This window comes from Pseudoalteromonas sp. NFXS53 (assembly GCF_056629255.1).
This window is the reverse complement of the sequence record NZ_JBWVBR010000014.1, coordinates 1-18453: the sequence shown is the minus strand read 5'-3', so window position 1 is coordinate 18453 and position 18453 is coordinate 1. Positions and strand designations below refer to the sequence as shown.

Below are 18453 nucleotides of genomic sequence, written 5' to 3'. Positions count from 1 at the left end.
ATGAGTAAAATTCATAATTCGAAAATATCGCGTACTGAAATCAGAAAAAAAGTACGCGAAGCTAGAAGAAATCTAACTCCATCATTTCAAAAACAAGCTGAAGAAAATTTAACTATTAATTTTTCTCAACACATAAACCTCCCTAAAAAGGCCAGAATAGGGCTTTATCTAAGCAATGATGGTGAACTTAACACAAACAAGCTAATTCAAGAACTTAGGGTTAAAAAACATCAAGTTTACCTACCTATAATTCACCCTTTCAACGGCACCTCATTGCTATTCCAGCAATATGAAGAAAACTCACCCATGGTGGCTAATCGCTATGCTATCTTGGAACCTAAGCTGAATTGCAGCCAAATTTGCCCGCTTCCTGAATTAGATATTTTGCTAATGCCCTTAGTTGCATTTGATGAGCAAGGAAATCGACTTGGAATGGGCGGCGGCTACTACGATAGAACATTGGCAAAGCACTATGCTGAACAACGTGAAAAGCCTAAGTTAATTGGCCTTGCTCATGATTGTCAGAAAGTAGAAAGCTTACCAATAGAAGCATGGGATGTGCCTTTACAGCAGATTTTAACACCGACGAAGTTTTACCAGTGGTAAAACTTCAACGTTAAACGCTTAAAACACGTCACTTTGCCTACGATTTCGGTATACTTGCGTTGACAACTTTTGACAACAACCTTGGAACTGAAATGACTCAAGACGAAATGAAAAAAGCAGCGGCGTGGGCTGCACTAGAGTTTGTAGAAGAAGGCACGATTGTAGGTGTTGGTACAGGCTCTACGGTAAATCATTTTATTGATGCGTTAGGCAGCATTAAAGATGACATTAAAGGCGCAGTATCTAGCTCAGAAGCTTCTACTGAAAAGTTAAAAGCACTAGGCATTGAAGTTTACGAGTTAAATGATGTGGCTAAGCTAGACGTGTATGTTGATGGTGCTGATGAGATCAATGCACATAATGACATGATCAAAGGCGGCGGCGCAGCATTAACCCGTGAAAAAATCGTAGCAGCAGTAGCTGATAAATTTATTTGTATTGTTGATAACACCAAACATGTAGAGACTTTGGGTGCATTCCCACTACCAGTTGAAGTGCTCCCTATGGCACGCAGTTATGTGGCAAGAGAACTGCTTAAACTAGGTGGCGATCCAGTTTACCGTCAGGGCGTGATCACTGACAACGGTAATGTGATCTTGGATGTTCACGGTTTAGAGATCAACGATGCAAAGCAGCTTGAACAACAAATTAACCAAATCGTCGGCGTAGTTACCAACGGCTTATTTGCTGAGCGCGGCGCAGACATCGTTATCACAGGGACACCAGAAGGTCCTAAAATTGTAAAATAGGAATGAGTCATGAGTAAGGTTTCTTTAGCAAAAGAAAAGATCAAAATACTGTTGTTAGAGGGCGTACACCAAAGCGCAGTTGAAACCCTAAAGCGCAATGGGTATAGCAACATTGATTATGTTAAGACTTCCTTACCTGAAGATGAACTCATTGAACGTATTTCAGACGTTCACTTTGTGGGTATTCGCTCGCGTACTCACTTAAACCAACGCGTTATTGATGCAGCAGAAAAACTGGTTGCGGTAGGCTGCTTTTGTATTGGTACAAACCAAGTTGACCTGCAAGCGACTAAAGAGCGTGGTATTGCGGTATTTAACGCGCCATTCTCAAATACACGTTCAGTTGCAGAGCTCGTACTAGGTGAAATTCTTTTATTACTTCGTGGCATTCCACAGCGTAATGCTATGGCTCACCGTGGTGAGTGGTTCAAATCAGCTATTGGCTCTTATGAAGCCCGAGGTAAAACCTTAGGTATTATCGGTTACGGTCACATCGGCACTCAACTTGGCATTATGGCCGAAAACATCGGTATGAAAGTTGAATTTTACGACATTGAAGACAAACTCACTTTAGGTAATGCTCAACAAATTCAAAACCTAACGCAACTTTTACAGCGCGCCGATGTGGTAAGTTTGCACGTACCAGAAACACCATCGACTAAAAACCTTATTGGTATGGCTGAGCTTGAAGTGATGAAGCAAGGTGCGATTTTAATTAATGCTTCTCGCGGTACAGTGGTCGATATTGATGCACTATCAGAATCTCTAAGAGATAAAAAGCTAGCTGGTGCTGCAATCGACGTATTCCCCGTAGAACCAAAATCTAACGATGAAGAGTTTGTTTCTCCACTGCGCGAATTTGATAACGTGATCTTAACGCCACACGTTGGTGGTTCGACACAAGAAGCGCAAGAAAACATTGGTATTGAAGTCGCAGGTAAACTGGCTAAATACTCAGATAACGGCTCTACACTAAGCGCGGTAAACTTCCCTGAAGTATCGCTACCTGAGCTTGCGAATCGAAGCCGTTTGTTACACGTTCACGTCAACCGACCAGGTGTACTTACACAAATTAACCAAGCATTTGCTCAGCACGGCATCAACATTGCAGCTCAGTACCTACAAACCGACGACAAAATTGGTTATGTTGTTATTGATGTAGATACCGACCATTCTGAAGTGGCACTGAAAGAGCTTAGCGCAGTTGAAGGTACTATCAGAGCACGTATTCTTCACTAATAGCAAATAGCCCCGAAAATAAGAAACAAATAAAAAGCCCCGCACACTCAAGTTTGCGGGGCTTTTTAAATTTAGATAAAGATTAAAAAGATTATTTCTCAGGTGGACGATAGCCTTCGATTTCTACTTCTTTACCCTCAAATAAGAAACCAACCATTTGCTCTTCAAGCAACTGACGGTGATCTGGGTCCATCATGTTTAGGTGCTTTTCATTGATCAGCATAGTTTGCTTATGCTGCCACTGTTGCCAAGCTTCTTTAGAGATATTATTGAAAATCTTTTCACCCACTTCACCAGGATAAAGTTGAAAAGCAAGGCCTTCAGCCTCTTTTTGTAATTTCTGACAAAACACTGTGCGTGCCATAGTTCATCACCTAATTAAATGCTCGATTAATGACGTTAGTCTACCCCATTGTGCCTAGGAGTTTAACTAACTTTTTCGTTGGTGCTGCAAGCCCAACTTCTGGATGTTCTGCTAAATCAAACCAAATAAGCGGATTGTCGTGAACACAATCTGGAATAGAATCTAACTTTAAAATTTGCGGATGTATCGTCAGTTCAAAGTGAGTAAAAATATGCACAAATGATTCTAGAGATTGTACTTTTCCTTTTAAACCCTGCTGAGCAATAAAGGCCTCAACTTCTTGTAATGACTCAAACTCAAAGAAGCCAAACAAACCGCCCCAAATGCCCGAGCTTGGACGCTTTTCCATTAGCACCTTGTTATCTGCGTTAATTATCAAATGATACGCCTGCTTTTTTGGTTTTTCTTTCTTCGGTTTAGAGTTAGGGAAGGCTTTAACTTGGTTGTTTGCATAAGCTTGGCACTGGCTTACTAACGGACACGCTTCGCAGTTAAAATTACTACGTGAACAAAGGCTAGCGCCTAAATCCATCATGGCTTGGTTAAACTCAGTGACATTGTCTTTTGGCGTGATGGTATCGCTTAAGGACCAAAGTAAGTTTTCTACTTTTTTAACCCCATACCAGCCTTCAACCATAAAGAATCGAGCTAGGACACGCTTTACATTACCATCTAAAATCGGATGCGGCTGACCTAGTGAAAGCGACAAAATCGCGCCTGCAGTCGAGCGGCCTATACCAGGTAAATCGAGAACTTGTTCAAAAGTTTCAGGAAACTTACCCGCATATTGGTCACGCACAATTTTTGCTGTTTTATGTAAATTACGTGCTCGGGCGTAATAACCGAGCCCAGTCCAATGATGCAGCACTTCATCTTCTGGTGCATCAGCTAAATCGACAATCGTCGGAAAACGCGCCATAAAACGCTCAAAATAAGGGATCACAGTAACAACTTGTGTTTGCTGCAACATCACTTCCGACACCCATACCTTGTAAGGCGTTTTGCCCAATTGCCAAGGTAAGGTCTTTCTACCATGAAGGTGGTACCACTCTACTACTTGCTCGGCAAACCATTTGGCTTGCTGTTTTGAAACCTGCATATCACCACGACTATGATTACTTTACTCGGCGCACAGTGTAGAGGCCTTTTATATCCAGTCAAGTATTGTACTTCGGCCGTGGAACAGGGATAATATGCGCCCATTTTTACAGCACAGAATTGATTATGAACGAATCGAGTAAAGCCAATTTAGAAGAAGCTCTAAATGAAGGTAAATACATCCGCAAAGTCCGTAGTTTTGTAAAGCGCGAAGGCCGTTTAACAAAAGGGCAAGCTGCTGCCATTGAAAAATGTTGGTCAAGTATGGGCTTAGAGCATAGCCAAGGCTTACTAGATTTCTCTCAAGTATTCGGCAACGACAACGATGTCGTACTTGAAATCGGTTTTGGCATGGGTAAATCGTTAGTTGAAATGGCTAAGAACGCGCCGCATTTAAACTTCATTGGTATTGAAGTGCACCGCCCAGGTGTTGGAGCCTGCTTAATGGAAGCCGACGAAGCGGGTTTAACGAACCTGCGCGTATTTGAACATGACGCTGTTGAAGTACTTGCTGATTGCATCGCTGATGGTAGCCTAACAACCATGCAGTTATTCTTCCCTGATCCTTGGCACAAGAAGCGCCACCACAAGCGCCGTATTGTGCAGCCAGAGTTTGTTGAAAGCCTTCGCCAAAAGCTAAAAATTGGCGGCGTGTTCCACATGGCAACTGACTGGGAAAACTACGCAGAGCATATGCTAGAAGTAATGACTGCAGCACCTGATTACGAAAATATCTCTGAGACACAAGATTATGTGCCTCGCCCAGACAATCGTCCACTGACTAAGTTTGAGCAACGCGGCCATCGTCTAGGTCACGGCGTTTGGGATTTAATGTTCAAACGTAGCAACTAAAAGTAAATTCTAATTTTTAGGATTAATGTTTAGTTAGATAAAAGAGCCTGATGGCTCTTTTATCTTAATGGTATTAGGTTAATACCTATCCTCAGTAATTCTTAATGAACAGGATTAGTATAATTTTGCCTTTTCGCAAAATTAAAGTAGAGATTTTAAATAGAGTATTTATGAGTCGATTAGCAAACCCAAGTTTATTGCTTCTTCGTAACGAAGAAGAACTGACAGGCAAACGCATTTTAGTGATTAACACCATGCGCGACGGCTTTCTTCGCGAGTTAAAGCAATTAAACCCAAATAGCGATATTCACGCTTTTAGCTACAACGTGGCTGATCATCAAGACTCACAAAAACACAAAGGCATAACTAGTCATGTTGGTCATAGTTTGCCTGTTCTCGAAGAGCTCGATTTAGTTATCTATTACTACCCGAAATCAAAGCCTGAAGCATTAATGATGCTTGATAATATCCGAGCCATCGCTTCACCTAAAACACGTGTTTTAATTGTTGGCGACAACAAAGGGGGCGTTAAATCTGCTGAAAAGCAGTTCAAACCTTTTGCAGGTGAATTTTATAAATTAGAAAGCGCGAAACACTGCGTATTGTTTGAATTTGCTGATTTAACTTTATTAGAGCGTTTTGATATCAGCAGCTACCAAACTGCATTCACTGTAAGTGTGAACGACCAAAGCTTTGAAGTAGCAAGCGTGCCTGGCGTTTTCAATCATGGTAAATTGGATGATGGTACTCGTCTGTTACTCGAGCAAATTGCCGTGCCGTACAAAGGCAAGGTGCTAGATTTTGGCTGTGGTGCAGGCATTATCGCCACTTACCTAGGGCTAAAAACACCAGAATTGAGACTGAACTGTTTAGATGTCAGCGCGTTAGCTGTATATGCTACCGAACAGACGCTAAAGCTAAACAACCTCGAAGGCAATGTGATTTTGAGTGATGGTATGCAAGCTGTGTCTGGTCAATTTGATCTAATCATCAGTAACCCGCCATTCCATACTGGCATTTCAACAGATTACCAAATTGCTGAAGACTTTTTAGCGCTTTCTAAGCAATTCTTAAAACCCAAAGGCAAGCTCACCATAGTTGCTAATAGCTTCTTAAAATATCAGCCAATCTTAGAAACACAGTTTGGCGAATATGAAACCATTGCGAAAAATAATAAATTTGCGGTGTACCACGCACTAAAACCCTAACCGCTTTACTTAATGGGTCATTCAGCTTTATTAACGCTCAGTGGCCCTTACTCAAAACACCCCTAAGTTGCCAGACTATTTTTTTAAACCAAATAACCTAACTTTCATTTCTAAGAACAAAGAATGAATTAATTCAAACTTAGAGAAAAATAGCATAAGCTCCATCGCAATTTTTAGTTATTTTTATTTTTTCCCTTTGCTACACTAAGTTTATTAAAGTTATAAATAACGTTTTATTTTTGTAAACATTTCAAAAATTTGAAGTTTATGTCTACTACTCAAACCATATTGGTAAGCATGTAGGTTGCAAAGGCTAGCGAATGGCTAAACAAATAACAAAAACAAGCATTAGAAAGGTATTGATCAGTGCAGTTATGCTCGTAACAGCGCTGTGCTTATCGCTATCGATTTCTATCTCAACCTACCTAGATGTAAAAGAACAAAAGCAGCTGCTCATTAATAAGCTTGACATGATAGCCGATATCATTGCTTTTAATGCGCAGATCACGCTGATTTTCGAAGACAGAAAAACTGAAGAAAAACGTTTAAAGTCATTTAGTAAAGTTGAGCTTGTCAAAAACATACATATTTATGACATAGATGACGTCACTAAAAAGCCCGTTTTCTTTACCAGCTATAACGCCAGCAAAACACCTCCCGTACCATTGAAGGTGGGTAGCATTGATGATCTCAAAATACCTCGTATCACTGACGATCATATAGAGCTAATAAAACCTGTTGAGTATGAAGGAAAAATTGAGGGTTATGTATATATAAGAGGCTCTCTTGAGAGACTGAATAAGTACATCAACAATAAAATCTTAGTTGATATTTTACTGACTTTATTCGTCTTATTATTGGTACTTCTCGTTGCTCGTAGTATTCAAAAGCGCATAGCCGCGCCAATCGAAGATTTATCTTTATTACTGCAGGATGTATCAAAAAACCATAATTACAGCACGCGAGCATCGAGCAGTCACATTGAAGAGTTAAATACTCTTTCAAACAACCTCAATATCATGCTTTCACGTACACAAAACCAAATTGAACGTCACGAGGCTGATAAGCAAGAGATTAATCAATTAAACCAAAGCTTAGAAGAAAAAGTAAACCAAAGGACTATCGCGCTTCGTGAAGCAAACCAAGAATTGCTTAATACCCTAGAGCGCATGCATCAATACCAAAACCAGATTGTAGAAAGTGAAAAAATGGCATCTTTGGGTCAAATGGTTGCAGGGGTTGCCCATGAAGTTAATACGCCAATTGGCCTTGGCGTCACTGGTTCAACACTTTTAAGAGATAAGCTTGCTGATATACAAGCTGCCTTTGAGCAAAAGACGCTTACATCGAAACAACTAGAAAGATTTATTAACGATGGGGTTGAAAACCTTGACCTTATCTATCGAAATTTAAACCGTGCCGCTGATCTTATCTCTAACTTTAAGCGTGTGGCAGTGAGTCAAGATACTGAAATTAGCGCCGACGTTAACGTGAAGTCTTTGCTAAGTAATATCTTAATGGCAATGAATGCTGAGATTTCTATAAAGTCACCAGAGATTGAATTAAGCCTACCTGAAAATTTAACTATTTCGAGTAAGACAGGCCCTCTTCAGCAAATATTCGAACAACTTATATCGAATTCTCTTATTCATGGTTTTGAAGATGAGCAGAATAATCAAATAAAAATTGGCGCTAAAAGCAAGGGAAGCAACCTAGAAATTACTTATGTGGATAATGGTAGTGGCGTACCAACTTCTATCAAAAAAAGAATCTTCGATCCATTTGTAACAACCAAACGAGGTGAAGGTGGCAGTGGTCTAGGTATGCACTTAGTTTACAACCTAGTCACCCAGGCTTTAGATGGCTCTATTACTCTAGACGAAGACTATAGCGATGGCACTCGATTTGTTATTTCTTTACCATTAGGCGAATTAACATCATGAAGTTTTGGTTAACCTGCTTTCTGTTAATTTGCTCTTTCGGTGTTATGGCCAAAACACCGGAACAAATTCGCTCTGCTTTCTTATATCAAATGGCAAATTTTATTGAATTTCCATCAATGGGCGATAGCGGCATCCGTTTTTGTTTTTATGATCTGAAATCAGGACCCGGCGCAATACTCACTAAAAATAAAAGTCTGAAAGTTAAAGGTTTACCAATTAGCATAAAAAAAGTAGAAAAAAACACCGCTATTTTGGAACTTTCCAGTCAATGTGAAATCACATACTTTGATGGAGCTCTTGGCAATGATATACTGTCTTCTTATGACAAGAATACGCCCCTAGATATGTTAATGGTTAGTGATAACCTCAGTTTTTTAGATAATGAAGGAATGGCGGCGCTTGTTCAGGAGGGCAATAAAATCAGGCTTTATGTTAATAAGCAACAGATTGCAAAACATAACTTTAAAGTACTTTCTCGGTTACTCGCCGTAGCAAAGTTTCACCCTAACTGATTTTACTTGTTAACATTTAGATATACTCCTATAATCTTAAATATTCGGTTTTTTCTTCTAGTACCGAGTAAAATGTAAATAACATATTCCTAAAAGGTTAAATGATAATGCAAACGCCAGTCATTCTGATTGTTGAGGATGAAGACGTAACTCGCTTGAACCTCGTTAGTTTATTTGAGGCAGAAGGTTACAAAGTAATTGAAGCCATTGATGGCGATGATATGCACGACAAGCTAACGACTCATGATGATGTCAACCTGGTTATTATGGACATTAACTTACCAGGCAAGAATGGCTTAATCTTAGCTCGCGAACTTCGTCAGAAGAAAAACGTTGGCTTAATTTTCTTAACTGGCCGCGACAATGATGTTGACCGTATTCTTGGTTTAGAAATTGGTGCTGATGATTACATCACAAAACCTTTCAACCCAAGAGAGCTGACTATTCGTGCTCGTAACTTAATCTCTCGTACAGGCAACAGCCCTGAAGATGCATCTGTTGAAAGCAGTGGTGTAATTACGTTCAACGGTTGGGAGCTTGATGAGAATAGCCGTTGTTTAACGTCTCCTGCAGGTGAAGCTAAGCGATTACCTAAAGGCGAGTACCGTGCTTTACGTTTAATGCTTGATTCACCGGGCCGTATTTTCAGCCGTGAGCAATTGATTAAGCATATGACTGGTCGTGAACTTCGCGCAAATGACAGAACAGTTGACGTAACGATTCGTCGTATACGTAAGCACTTTGAGAGTGATACAAACACTTCTGAGCTAATTAGCACAATTCACGGTGAAGGTTACCGCTTCATCGGTAAGATTGATAGCTAATCAATTTTACTAGCTTATGCTTACAAAAAAGGGCCTGTTGGCCCTTTTTTAATGACTAAAACTCATTATTTCAAAGTATCATTTCTAAACTGAGGGCTCAAAAGTATTTTGAATAACCTCAATATGAAGCCCTCACTCATACTATGCTAACTTACTCTTTAGCTGTTACCCGCTCCAACCATCAACAACCGTTTTAAGCTCTTTCTGTCCAGCTTCAAGCAAATCATATAATTCATCTAACCAGGTTTGAGCAACTTCAGGTCCAACTTCAGCCACTTCTTTTTCCATCCTTTTAGCATGCTCTTGAACTTGCTTTAAACCAACTGAACCAGATGCGCCTTTAAGTTTATGAGCCACAGAACTGTATTCATCGAAGTCACTGTTATCAATAGATTGCTGTAATTCTTCACAATACTTAGGGCTTAACTTAGCAAATAGATCTGAACTTCGTTTAAACGCTTCGACACCCATTGAGTCGATAAAATCACAGATAGTTTCCATTTCCAACAAGGTGAACTCAGCTTGTTTATCAGCACAATTGGCTTTGGTTTCTATGATTTTAGGTTTAGTCGCTCTGGCGTTAATACCAAATAACTCTGCAAGCATTTTATCAAGTTTAATGGTGTTGATTGGCTTCGCTAGTGCGCCTTGAATGCTGATCCCTTCTAGTTCTTCTTCTGCACTACGAACATTAGCTGTTAAGGCGACGATAGGTAATTTATCAAAATGGCTATCTGCTCTAATCTCCCGAGCGACTTCATCACCGTTGATATCTGGCAACTGCATATCGAGTAAGACTAAATCTAGATCATCTTCAGTAGCAACAAACGAAAGAGCGTCTTCACCGGTTTCGGCCCAAATGACTTCATGTCCTCGCTGCTCTAGTAGGTTGGTCGCGATTTCTGCATTCAAAGGCACATCTTCAACTAACAGAATATAAAGACTACGACCGGCATAGCTTTGCTCTTTTGGCGCAGCGGTCAGGGTTAGTGGAATTTCAACCTCAAAGCGACTTCCTTGACCAACAATACTACTCACTTGAATACTGCCCTGCATAGCCTCAACAAGCGCTTTAGTCACTGCTAGCCCAATGCCTGAACCTATGGCATTCGAACCGTTTGCACTTGGTGCCTTGTAATACATTTCGAAAATTCGAGCGAGTTGATCTTGTGCAATACCTGAGCCTGTGTCTGTAATGCTCATAACGAGCCACACTTCGCCATCGCGATTTTCACGCTTACACTCTAGTGTCACACTACCTCTATGGGTGAATTTCACGGCATTGTTAATTAAATTCCAAAGCACTTGTCTTAAGCGCGTTGGGTCTAATAAAGCGTAGACATCTAAGATCCCTTGCCTGTTAATATTGAACTCTAACCCCTTTTGCTCTGCAATAAGCCCAGCAAAATTCACCACATCATTAATAAAATCTGAGACATTGATACTGTCGGCAGCTATATCCAACTGTTCTCTATCTATTTTATCAAGATCTATTATGTCATTGAAAATATTACCAAGCGTTTCTGCACTTGAGAAAATGGTATTACACCAGCTTTTTTGTTGTTTGCTCAGCTCTGTGTCTAGCATCATGCGGGTTAAGCCAACAATGCCATTAAGCGGTGTGCGAAGCTCATGGCTTAAGGTAGCAATAAACTTACCTTTATCTTTATAGGCTGTTTCAAGCTCCTGCTCAGCCTCTTTACGCGAAGTAATATCACGGCCAAACGCAAGCAAACCAATATACTCGCCCTGCTCATTAATAAATGGCAACTTGCGCATCTCAAACCAACGGTTTTCGTCATTGACAGGGTACTCAACATCAAGCGTGAGCGCTTGATGCGTTTTCGCAACTTGCTCGTCTGTTTTAAGCACTTCAGGAATGTAACTTTCAGGGTAAATGTCAAAAACACTTTTGCCGATAAGCTCGTCGCTATGCTTACCCATGACTTTTTCAAACATCTTGTTGCAGCCGGCAAAAATGCCTTGCTCGTCACGGTAGTAGAATAAATCAGGAGAAGAATCGACAATCGAGCGCAATAACATACTTTGCTGCGCAAGTTCTTGCTGTGTTTTTTTACGTTCAGCGATTTCACGGCGTAATTCTTCAATGGCTCGATGCTTGGCATGTAAAGCGATTTTACGTTCGTCAATTTCACTATTTAGCCGGGTAATATTGTCTTTTAAACTCTGATTTAAAAGCTTTTCTTGTTGGGTTGCGGTATCTAAATAGGCTCTAGAGGCTTCAAGTTCTTTGAGTGCTTGAATGCAAATAACCAATAAGGCAGGAGAAGTAACGGCGGCAAAAAACATAATTGCCAATACATCAACAATGACAATTTCGCCTAACGCCACATAGTAGAACATGCACGACAAAATTAGTGAGGCGAGTAATATCAGGCAATAACACAGCACTCCAGCTTGTTTTTCACCGTACTTATTAATCACATTGGCAAGGACTTTTAGCCATGATCCAAATGAAGAATCTATCATATTAATCAATTTGCTCCGTTAACTGTTTCATTATACGCAAGCAAGTGATTAATCCCAAAGCATTAAAAGTCCAAAAAGCCACAATAGACGTATAATGTTATTAACAGTTCTCAATAAACGCGCTAATTGATAATGCGAACATATACGCATTAAAGCGCTAAATAGTGTAATATGCGCGACTCGAAAATGTCGTGAAAAAGAGGGTTAACATGCAGACTACAATGCCAGATATTGCTCATTCAGCCGATGCACTTCAAACCGGTAAATTAGATTGGGTAGGAATGGGTAACATCGAGCTACCTTTAATGCTTGCAACAAAAGGCTTGCCAGAACAGCCTGTAACAGCAAAAGCAGACGCATTTGTAAACCTGCATAAAGAAGATGCTAAAGGCATTCATATGTCTCGTTTATTCTTAGCCCTAGATACGCTATCTTGTGAGCAAGCCCTTTCACCAAATACACTAAAACAACTGCTCGACCAATTTGTAACGACTCATCAAGACATCAGCGATGCGGCAAAAGTGGTTATTAACTTTGAATTACCACTACGTCGATCTTCTTTACTAAGCAAAAAACAAGGTTGGAAAAGCTACCCTGTTAGCATTACTGCCTCATTGATTAACCAAACGTTTTCTATAGAGCTGGCATTGGATGTAACTTACTCTTCAACTTGTCCTTGCTCTGCTGCGTTAGCGCGTCAACTTATTCAAGACGCTTTTGCAGCAAAGTTTAAAGATAAGGACATTTCTCACGAAGAAGTGCATGCTTGGCTTGGCACTACCGAGGGCGTATTGGCAACACCGCACTCGCAACGTAGTATTTCTAACATTAAGGTTAAACTTGATGATAACTGTCAAGAATTCGACATTGTAGGGTTAGTTAACCTAGTTGAAGATGAACTTAAAACCCCCGTTCAAGCGGCTGTAAAACGTGAAGATGAGCAAGAGTTCGCTCGTTTGAACGGCCAAAACCTAATGTTTTGTGAAGATGCGGCAAGAAAGCTTAAAGCACTGTTCGAAAACGCAGGGTTTGCCGACTACTATATCAAGATTAATCACTACGAATCTCTACATGCTCATGACGCTGTCGCCTATGCATTCAAAGGCTTAGCTGGCGGTTATTCAGCTTAAATCAGCTCTCACTCCACAATTGGCAAGAACTTTGCTTATAAACACCAAAGTCAAATTGTTGTTGTGGAGTGTTATATGGAGTTCGCTTTATTATTAGTTTTTGCATTGGTAGCTGGCGCGTCGATCGTCATTGCAAAATATACCGATGCAGGTGGCAATCCATACCCTTTCAATCGAAAAGAATCTGTCTTCAGCACTGTTGAAGCTACTTTCCTAAGTCTTCTAGAGCGTGCTGTTGGCGATAAATTTAAGATTGTCAGCCGTGTTAAGTTGATTGATTTAATCGAGTGCAAGCCTGGTTTGTCAAAAAAAGCACGCAGAGCTGCTTTGGCAAAAGCTAAAAATAAACAACTCGATTACGTGCTGATTGATAAAACCACACTAAACATTGTTGCGGCTGTCGACCTTGTCAATAATTCGAACAAGAGCGGCCATAAAGCGCAAAAAGATTGGTTTGTAACCGGTGCTTTAGAGTCAGCGAATATTCCGCATATTCGTATGAAAGTTAAAACAGGCTATAAAGCCAATGAAGTACGTAGCGCCATTTTGTATAAAATTGGTCAACAACCGCAACCAGTTCGCAAACCCAGAACACGTACTGAAAAGCCAGCAGTACTTTCTCCTTCGCAAGCAAAGGCGCATTCAACGCAAACCCAGCTTGCTGAAATTTAACAGCTTCCATATGTCACAAAAGCCCTTTGAATATTCAAAGGGCTTTTTTCTTTCTAAATGGACGCTTTGCAATCAATACTATGATGATAGAGCTTTATATCAACACTGATATGAACAAGTTTTTTATAAAAGTGCGATAGGCTATACTAGCGAAAATTTTTTGAGGAATAGAAATCATGAAAGTAGGTATTATCGGTGCAATGGAGCCTGAAGTTGCAATTTTGCGTGAGGCTTTACAAAACAAAGAAGAACTAACTAAAGGCGGCTTCACTTTTTATACTGGCGAACTTGCTGGGCATACTGTGACTTTAGTTCAATCTGGCATTGGTAAAGTGGCGGCAACCGTTGCGACAACGCTTTTAATTGATAATTTCAACCCAGACTGCGTCATTAATACCGGCTCTGCTGGCGGCTTTGATCCTGAATTAAATGTCGGTGATGTGGTTATTTCTGACGAAGTTCGCCACCACGATGTTGATGTGACGGCTTTTGGCTACGAGATTGGTCAAGTACCACAAATGCCTGCAGGCTTTGCGGCTCATGCTGCGTTAATTGACGCTGCAAAAGCGAGTGTTGCTATCCTTGAAGACACACAAACAAAGGTCGGTCTAATTTGTACTGGTGACTCTTTTATGTGTGATCCTGTTCGTATTGACAAAACGCGCCAAGATTTCCCATCAATGCTAGCTGTAGAAATGGAAGGTGCAGCAATTGCTCAGGCATGTCATGTTCTTAATACGCCATTTGTTGTGATCCGCTCACTATCTGATATTGCAGGTAAAGAGTCTCCACAATCTTTTGAAGAATACCTAGAAGTTGCTTCTGTAAACTCTTCTAAACTAGTGACTGAACTACTTGAGCAGCTAAACAACACTAGCTTGTAATGATAGAAGGTCAGCAGTTTGAGGCTTTTCAAAGCCTCATTATTTTTATCTGCGCGATAGCAGCGGCTCACTCGTTACCGCTGCTTAATAGCTACAACCCAATTACTTTCTTTTCGCTTATTTTTGAACGCATAGGCACTCGTGTCTTTAAACCAGAGAGAAGTGCCTCATTACAAAAAGTAGCCGGCACCTTAGGCTTTTGTCTCCCCATTTTTACCATTGTACTTATTGCAGCACTGATCAGTCAGTTTGCATTTTACCCAGCTTGGCTCGGGGGATTAGCGCTCTACTTTTGTTTAGATACCCGCGTGTTACAAAGAGCTAAGCGCATAGCAGCGCTACTGCAACAAAAACAAAAAGCAACAGCGAGACAACTGTTAGCACAAAACGTAGTCCGTGAAGTCAATGAGTTATCAAGCATAGGCATTGCCAAAGCTTGCATAGATAGCACTGCCTTAAGAACGGTTCGCCACTACTATCTTGTGATTTTCTTTTATTTATTACTCGGCCCGCTCGCTGCATTCTCTTTTAAATTACTACTGGTATGTGATCATGCTTGGCGCAAGCGCGTGCCGCCTAATAACGCTTTTATAAAACCACTGCAGACAGCCATTTTTTATATTGAATTTTTACCGCTCAGAGGTTTTATCTTTTTACTGGCCTTGTTTTTACAAGGTAAGAAAACTTTTCATTACTTCAAACACTATGCAAGGCACTGCTATCAAACGAATACTGGCTGGATCTTATCTCTATTTGCAGCAAACCTATCTATCCAGTTAGGTGGTCCGTGTAAATATCAAGGTGAGCGCTTTGCGAAAATGCGTATTGGCGCTGAACGTCACCCTGAGCCTGAAGATATAAAGCAGTGTTTAACATTTTTAGAAAGAATTAAGTGGTTTACTTTCTCTTTAATCGCACTGATATGGCTTTTAGATTGGTTTGTTGCTCTTTATTTAAATACTTAAAACAAATAAACATGAAAAACTGACATAAAAAAAGCTGGGTTAAAACCAGCTTTTTAATATTTGAAATAACGAGTGTTTAGCTTACTGTCACTTTTGCAAACTTACGCTTACCAACTTGATAAATCTGTGTTGAGCCTTTCTCAATCACAAGCTTACTATCAGTCACTTTCTCTTCACCGTTTAACTTAACAGCGCCTTGCTTAATCATACGCATGGCTTCTGAAGTACTAGCTACAAGACCTGCTTCTTTAAGCAGCTGAGAGATCATCGTAGAATCTTCATCAATTGTGATAGTCACTTCTGGGATCTCATCAGGTAAAGCTTTTTTCTGGAAACGCTTAATGAAATCTTGGTGTGCAGCTTCAGCATCAGCTTCACTGTGGAAGCGTGCAATCATTTCTTTGGCAAAATCAATCTTAATGTCACGCGGGTTACGACCATTTGCAACCTCTTGCTTAAGGCCTTCAATTTCTTCAATTGAAAGTGCGCTTAATAACTCGTAATAACGCCACATTAATTCATCTGAAATTGACATGACTTTACCAAACATGTCGTTTGGTGCATCAGTAATACCAATGTAGTTACCAAGTGACTTAGACATTTTTTGAACGCCATCTGTACCTTCTAATAATGGCATCATTAATACTGTTTGTGGCTTTTGACCTTCATCTTTTTGCAGCTCACGACCCATGAGTAGATTAAAGCGCTGATCAGTACCACCCAGTTCTACGTCAGCTTCTAGTGCTACAGAATCCCAACCTTGCACTAAAGGATATAAGAATTCATGAATTGCAATCGCTTGACCGCCAGCATAACGCTTTTTAAAGTCATCACGCTCTAGCATACGCGCAACCGTTTGGCGTGCAGCTAGTTTGATCATGCCTGCACTACCTAGCTGTTCCATCCAAGTAGAGTTAAATGCCACTGTGGTCTTTGCTGGATCTAGGATTTTGAAAACTTGCTCTTTATAAGTTTCAGCATTTGCTAACACGTCTTCACGTGTTAGTGGTTTACGAGTGACGTTTTTACCCGTTGGATCACCAATCATACCGGTGAAATCACCAATTAAGAAAATAACCTCATGACCTAAGTCCTGGAAGGTTTTCATTTTATTAATTAGAACAGTGTGACCTAAATGCAAATCTGGTGCTGTTGGATCGAAACCCGCTTTAATTTTTAGCTTTTTACCAGATTTCAATCTTTCCTTTAATTCATCTTCAATAAGAATCTCTTCTGCACCGCGCTTAATCTCGGCTAATGCAGTTTCAAAGTCCACCATTCGTCGCTCCAAAATATACAGTTTATCGCACGATTCTAGCCTATATTCAGATCAGTTTAAATGCACAAAACACTGGTATTCACGCTTTATTGCGTATATCCTGCAATATTATTACCGATTTATCTTGACAGCAGAAAAGGCGCGTTATGGTTCACGTTGTTCATAAGCTTCCTAAAAAACACAAACTGCTTATTCTTACCTGCATTTCTGTCATGCTGATAATTGCTTTATGGCCGTCAGAAAAGGCAACTGCATCAAGAGACAGTGACAAAAAAGCACTCGAAGTTGGCAAACGTTACGAATTACCCGTAAAAGTTTCTGAAAATGAAGAGCAACTTACAACTTTAAGCGCCCCCGCAGAAGTTCAAGCGCCAGAAAAAACCACAATTGATACCCTTGAATTCAATGACTTTGAAGTAAAGCATGGCGATAGCCTTGCGGTACTTTTCAAACGTGCAGGCTTTTCAGCGCAGACTTTACATAAATTAGTTAACACCAATGCTGAAACACGCAAACTGACTAAAATCCACCCTGGTGAAGTGTTGAGTTTTGCAAAAAATGCCGAAGGTGAGTTAACCCATCTTAAATATATACTTTCGAAAACTGACACCTTGTTGGTGTCTTTAGATGAAGAACAAAAATACCAAACAGCGATCCACAGCAAAGAAATCGAAACAGTCAATCAAAGCGCTGGCGGTAAAATTAAGTCAAGTTTCTGGACGGCTGGTATTTCGGCAGGCTTATCTGAACGTCAAATTATGAACTTTGCAGACATCTTTGGTTGGGATATCGACTTTGCCAATGACATTCGCAAAGACGACACCTTTTCTCTGGTTTACGAGACCCATTATGTCGATGGCGAGCTGATCGGCAATGGTAAAATCATCGCCGCTGAGTTTATTAACCAGGGTGAACGTTTTAGCGCAATTCGTCACACCGACGGTAATTTCTACACACCTGAAGGCCGCAGTATGCGTAAAGCCTTCTTACGTGCCCCTGTAAACTTTAAATATATCAGCTCTAACTTTAATCCGCGCCGTAAACACCCTGTCACGGGTAGAGTATCAGCTCACCGTGGTATCGATTACGCTGCACGTGTTGGTACACCAGTTGTTTCTGCTGGTAATGGTAAAGTCACTAAATCCGGATACAATAGGCTCAATGGCAACTATGTGTTCATCCAACATGGCAATCAGTATGTCACTAAATATCTGCACCTGAATAAACGTATGGTTAAAACAGGTCAGAAAGTAAAACAAGGCCAAAAAATTGGTACTGTTGGGGCGACAGGCCGTGTAACTGGTGCACATTTACACTATGAGTTTTTAGTGAATGGGGTCCACCGCAACCCGAAAACAGTGAAGTTACCTAAGTCTGAACCATTGCCGAAAACTGAACTCGCTAAGTTCAAACCGGTTGCCAAAGACTTGCTTGCCCAACTAGAGCGCTCAAGAGAGCTACGATTAGCACTAAATAACTAATTCTTAATAACTTACCAAATTATAAAAGCAGCGCCGTAGCTGCTTTTTTAATGCCATGAAATTACCTAGCCTAGGTTATGGCTTCTAGCTTCTAGCTTCTAGCTTCTAGCTTCTAGCTTCTAGCTTCTAGCTTCTAGCTTCTAGCTTCTAGCTTCTA

Annotated in this window: 17 protein-coding genes; 13 read left to right on the top strand and 4 right to left on the bottom strand. The window is 40.5% G+C overall.

From position 1 onward, the window contains the following. The 3 genes from AC1HJP_RS14650 to serA all read left to right on the top strand — a co-directional run bounded on the left by AC1HJP_RS14650 (nucleotide 1) and on the right by serA (nucleotide 2594). Entirely contained in the window at nucleotides 1–606 is a 606-nt protein-coding gene (locus AC1HJP_RS14650) for a 5-formyltetrahydrofolate cyclo-ligase (RefSeq protein WP_480362471.1), read from the top strand. 92 nt (nucleotides 607–698) lie between these two features. Next, nucleotides 699–1355 (top strand): ribose-5-phosphate isomerase RpiA, encoded by a 657-nt coding sequence (rpiA, locus tag AC1HJP_RS14645; RefSeq protein WP_480362470.1) that lies wholly within the window; start codon nucleotides 699–701, stop codon nucleotides 1353–1355. Between the two features lie 9 nt (nucleotides 1356–1364). After that, nucleotides 1365–2594: a phosphoglycerate dehydrogenase gene (gene serA / locus AC1HJP_RS14640; RefSeq protein WP_058030910.1), complete on the top strand. Its 1230-nt coding sequence runs from the start codon at nucleotides 1365–1367 to the stop codon at nucleotides 2592–2594. A 91-nt stretch (nucleotides 2595–2685) separates the two neighbouring features. Here the strand turns inward: serA and AC1HJP_RS14635 are convergent, their stop codons facing one another. Together AC1HJP_RS14635 and mutY are read right to left on the bottom strand one after the other, a co-directional pair. Further along, the gene (locus AC1HJP_RS14635; RefSeq protein WP_058030911.1) at nucleotides 2686–2958 is read right to left on the bottom strand and encodes an oxidative damage protection protein; all 273 of its coding nucleotides are present in this window, start codon (nucleotides 2956–2958) and stop codon (nucleotides 2686–2688) included. A 40-nt stretch (nucleotides 2959–2998) separates the two neighbouring features. Further along, nucleotides 2999–4057: an A/G-specific adenine glycosylase gene (mutY, locus tag AC1HJP_RS14630; RefSeq protein ID WP_480362469.1), complete on the bottom strand. Its 1059-nt coding sequence runs from the start codon at nucleotides 4055–4057 to the stop codon at nucleotides 2999–3001. A gap of 125 nt (nucleotides 4058–4182) precedes the next feature. On the opposite strand from mutY, the gene trmB reads away from it, so the two are divergent. The 5 genes from trmB (at nucleotide 4183) to arcA (ending at nucleotide 9395) form a co-directional block, all read left to right on the top strand. Beyond that, complete coding sequence (gene trmB, locus AC1HJP_RS14625; RefSeq protein ID WP_480362468.1) at nucleotides 4183–4908, top strand: tRNA (guanosine(46)-N7)-methyltransferase TrmB; 726 nt, start codon at nucleotides 4183–4185, stop codon at nucleotides 4906–4908. Nucleotides 4909–5078: 170 nt separating this feature from the next. Next, on the top strand, nucleotides 5079–6116 hold the full coding sequence (locus AC1HJP_RS14620; protein WP_480362467.1) for a methyltransferase: 1038 nt from the start codon (nucleotides 5079–5081) through the stop codon (nucleotides 6114–6116). Nucleotides 6117–6436: 320 nt separating this feature from the next. Beyond that, entirely contained in the window at nucleotides 6437–8059 is a 1623-nt protein-coding gene (locus AC1HJP_RS14615) for an ATP-binding protein (protein WP_480362466.1), read from the top strand. Then, nucleotides 8056–8571 (top strand): YfiR family protein, encoded by a 516-nt coding sequence (locus tag AC1HJP_RS14610; protein WP_480362465.1) that lies wholly within the window; start codon nucleotides 8056–8058, stop codon nucleotides 8569–8571. Before AC1HJP_RS14615 ends, AC1HJP_RS14610 begins: the two co-directional genes overlap by 4 nt. 107 nt (nucleotides 8572–8678) lie before the next feature. Next, a complete protein-coding gene (gene arcA / locus AC1HJP_RS14605; RefSeq protein WP_138480158.1) occupies nucleotides 8679–9395 on the top strand; it encodes a two-component system response regulator ArcA in 717 nt (238 codons plus the stop codon). A 165-nt stretch (nucleotides 9396–9560) separates the two neighbouring features. Here arcA and arcB read toward each other — a convergent pair whose 3' ends face one another. Further along, entirely contained in the window at nucleotides 9561–11885 is a 2325-nt protein-coding gene (arcB, locus tag AC1HJP_RS14600; protein ID WP_480362464.1) for an aerobic respiration two-component sensor histidine kinase ArcB, read from the bottom strand. Between the two features lie 209 nt (nucleotides 11886–12094). On the opposite strand from arcB, the gene folE2 reads away from it, so the two are divergent. From folE2 to AC1HJP_RS14580, 4 genes are all read left to right on the top strand, one after another. Then, the gene (gene folE2, locus AC1HJP_RS14595; RefSeq protein ID WP_480362463.1) at nucleotides 12095–13015 is read left to right on the top strand and encodes a GTP cyclohydrolase FolE2; all 921 of its coding nucleotides are present in this window, start codon (nucleotides 12095–12097) and stop codon (nucleotides 13013–13015) included. A gap of 75 nt (nucleotides 13016–13090) precedes the next feature. Beyond that, on the top strand, nucleotides 13091–13687 hold the full coding sequence (locus tag AC1HJP_RS14590) for a DUF2726 domain-containing protein (RefSeq protein WP_390442092.1): 597 nt from the start codon (nucleotides 13091–13093) through the stop codon (nucleotides 13685–13687). Nucleotides 13688–13863: 176 nt separating this feature from the next. Continuing rightward, nucleotides 13864–14571, top strand: coding sequence for a 5'-methylthioadenosine/S-adenosylhomocysteine nucleosidase (gene mtnN / locus AC1HJP_RS14585; RefSeq protein ID WP_349285478.1), 708 nt, complete (start codon nucleotides 13864–13866; stop codon nucleotides 14569–14571). Beyond that, nucleotides 14571–15536 carry a cobalamin biosynthesis protein CobD/CbiB gene (locus AC1HJP_RS14580; RefSeq protein WP_480362462.1) on the top strand — a complete coding sequence of 322 codons (966 nt, stop codon included), beginning with the start codon at nucleotides 14571–14573 and terminating at the stop codon, nucleotides 15534–15536. Before mtnN ends, AC1HJP_RS14580 begins: the two co-directional genes overlap by 1 nt. 76 nt (nucleotides 15537–15612) lie before the next feature. Here the strand turns inward: AC1HJP_RS14580 and tyrS are convergent, their stop codons facing one another. Beyond that, a complete protein-coding gene (gene tyrS, locus AC1HJP_RS14575) occupies nucleotides 15613–16812 on the bottom strand; it encodes a tyrosine--tRNA ligase (RefSeq protein ID WP_480362538.1) in 1200 nt (399 codons plus the stop codon). A gap of 149 nt (nucleotides 16813–16961) precedes the next feature. Here tyrS and AC1HJP_RS14570 point away from each other — a divergent pair, with 149 nt between their 5' ends. Next, complete coding sequence (locus tag AC1HJP_RS14570) at nucleotides 16962–18296, top strand: peptidoglycan DD-metalloendopeptidase family protein (protein ID WP_480362461.1); 1335 nt, start codon at nucleotides 16962–16964, stop codon at nucleotides 18294–18296. Nucleotides 18297–18453: the final 157 nt, after the last annotated feature.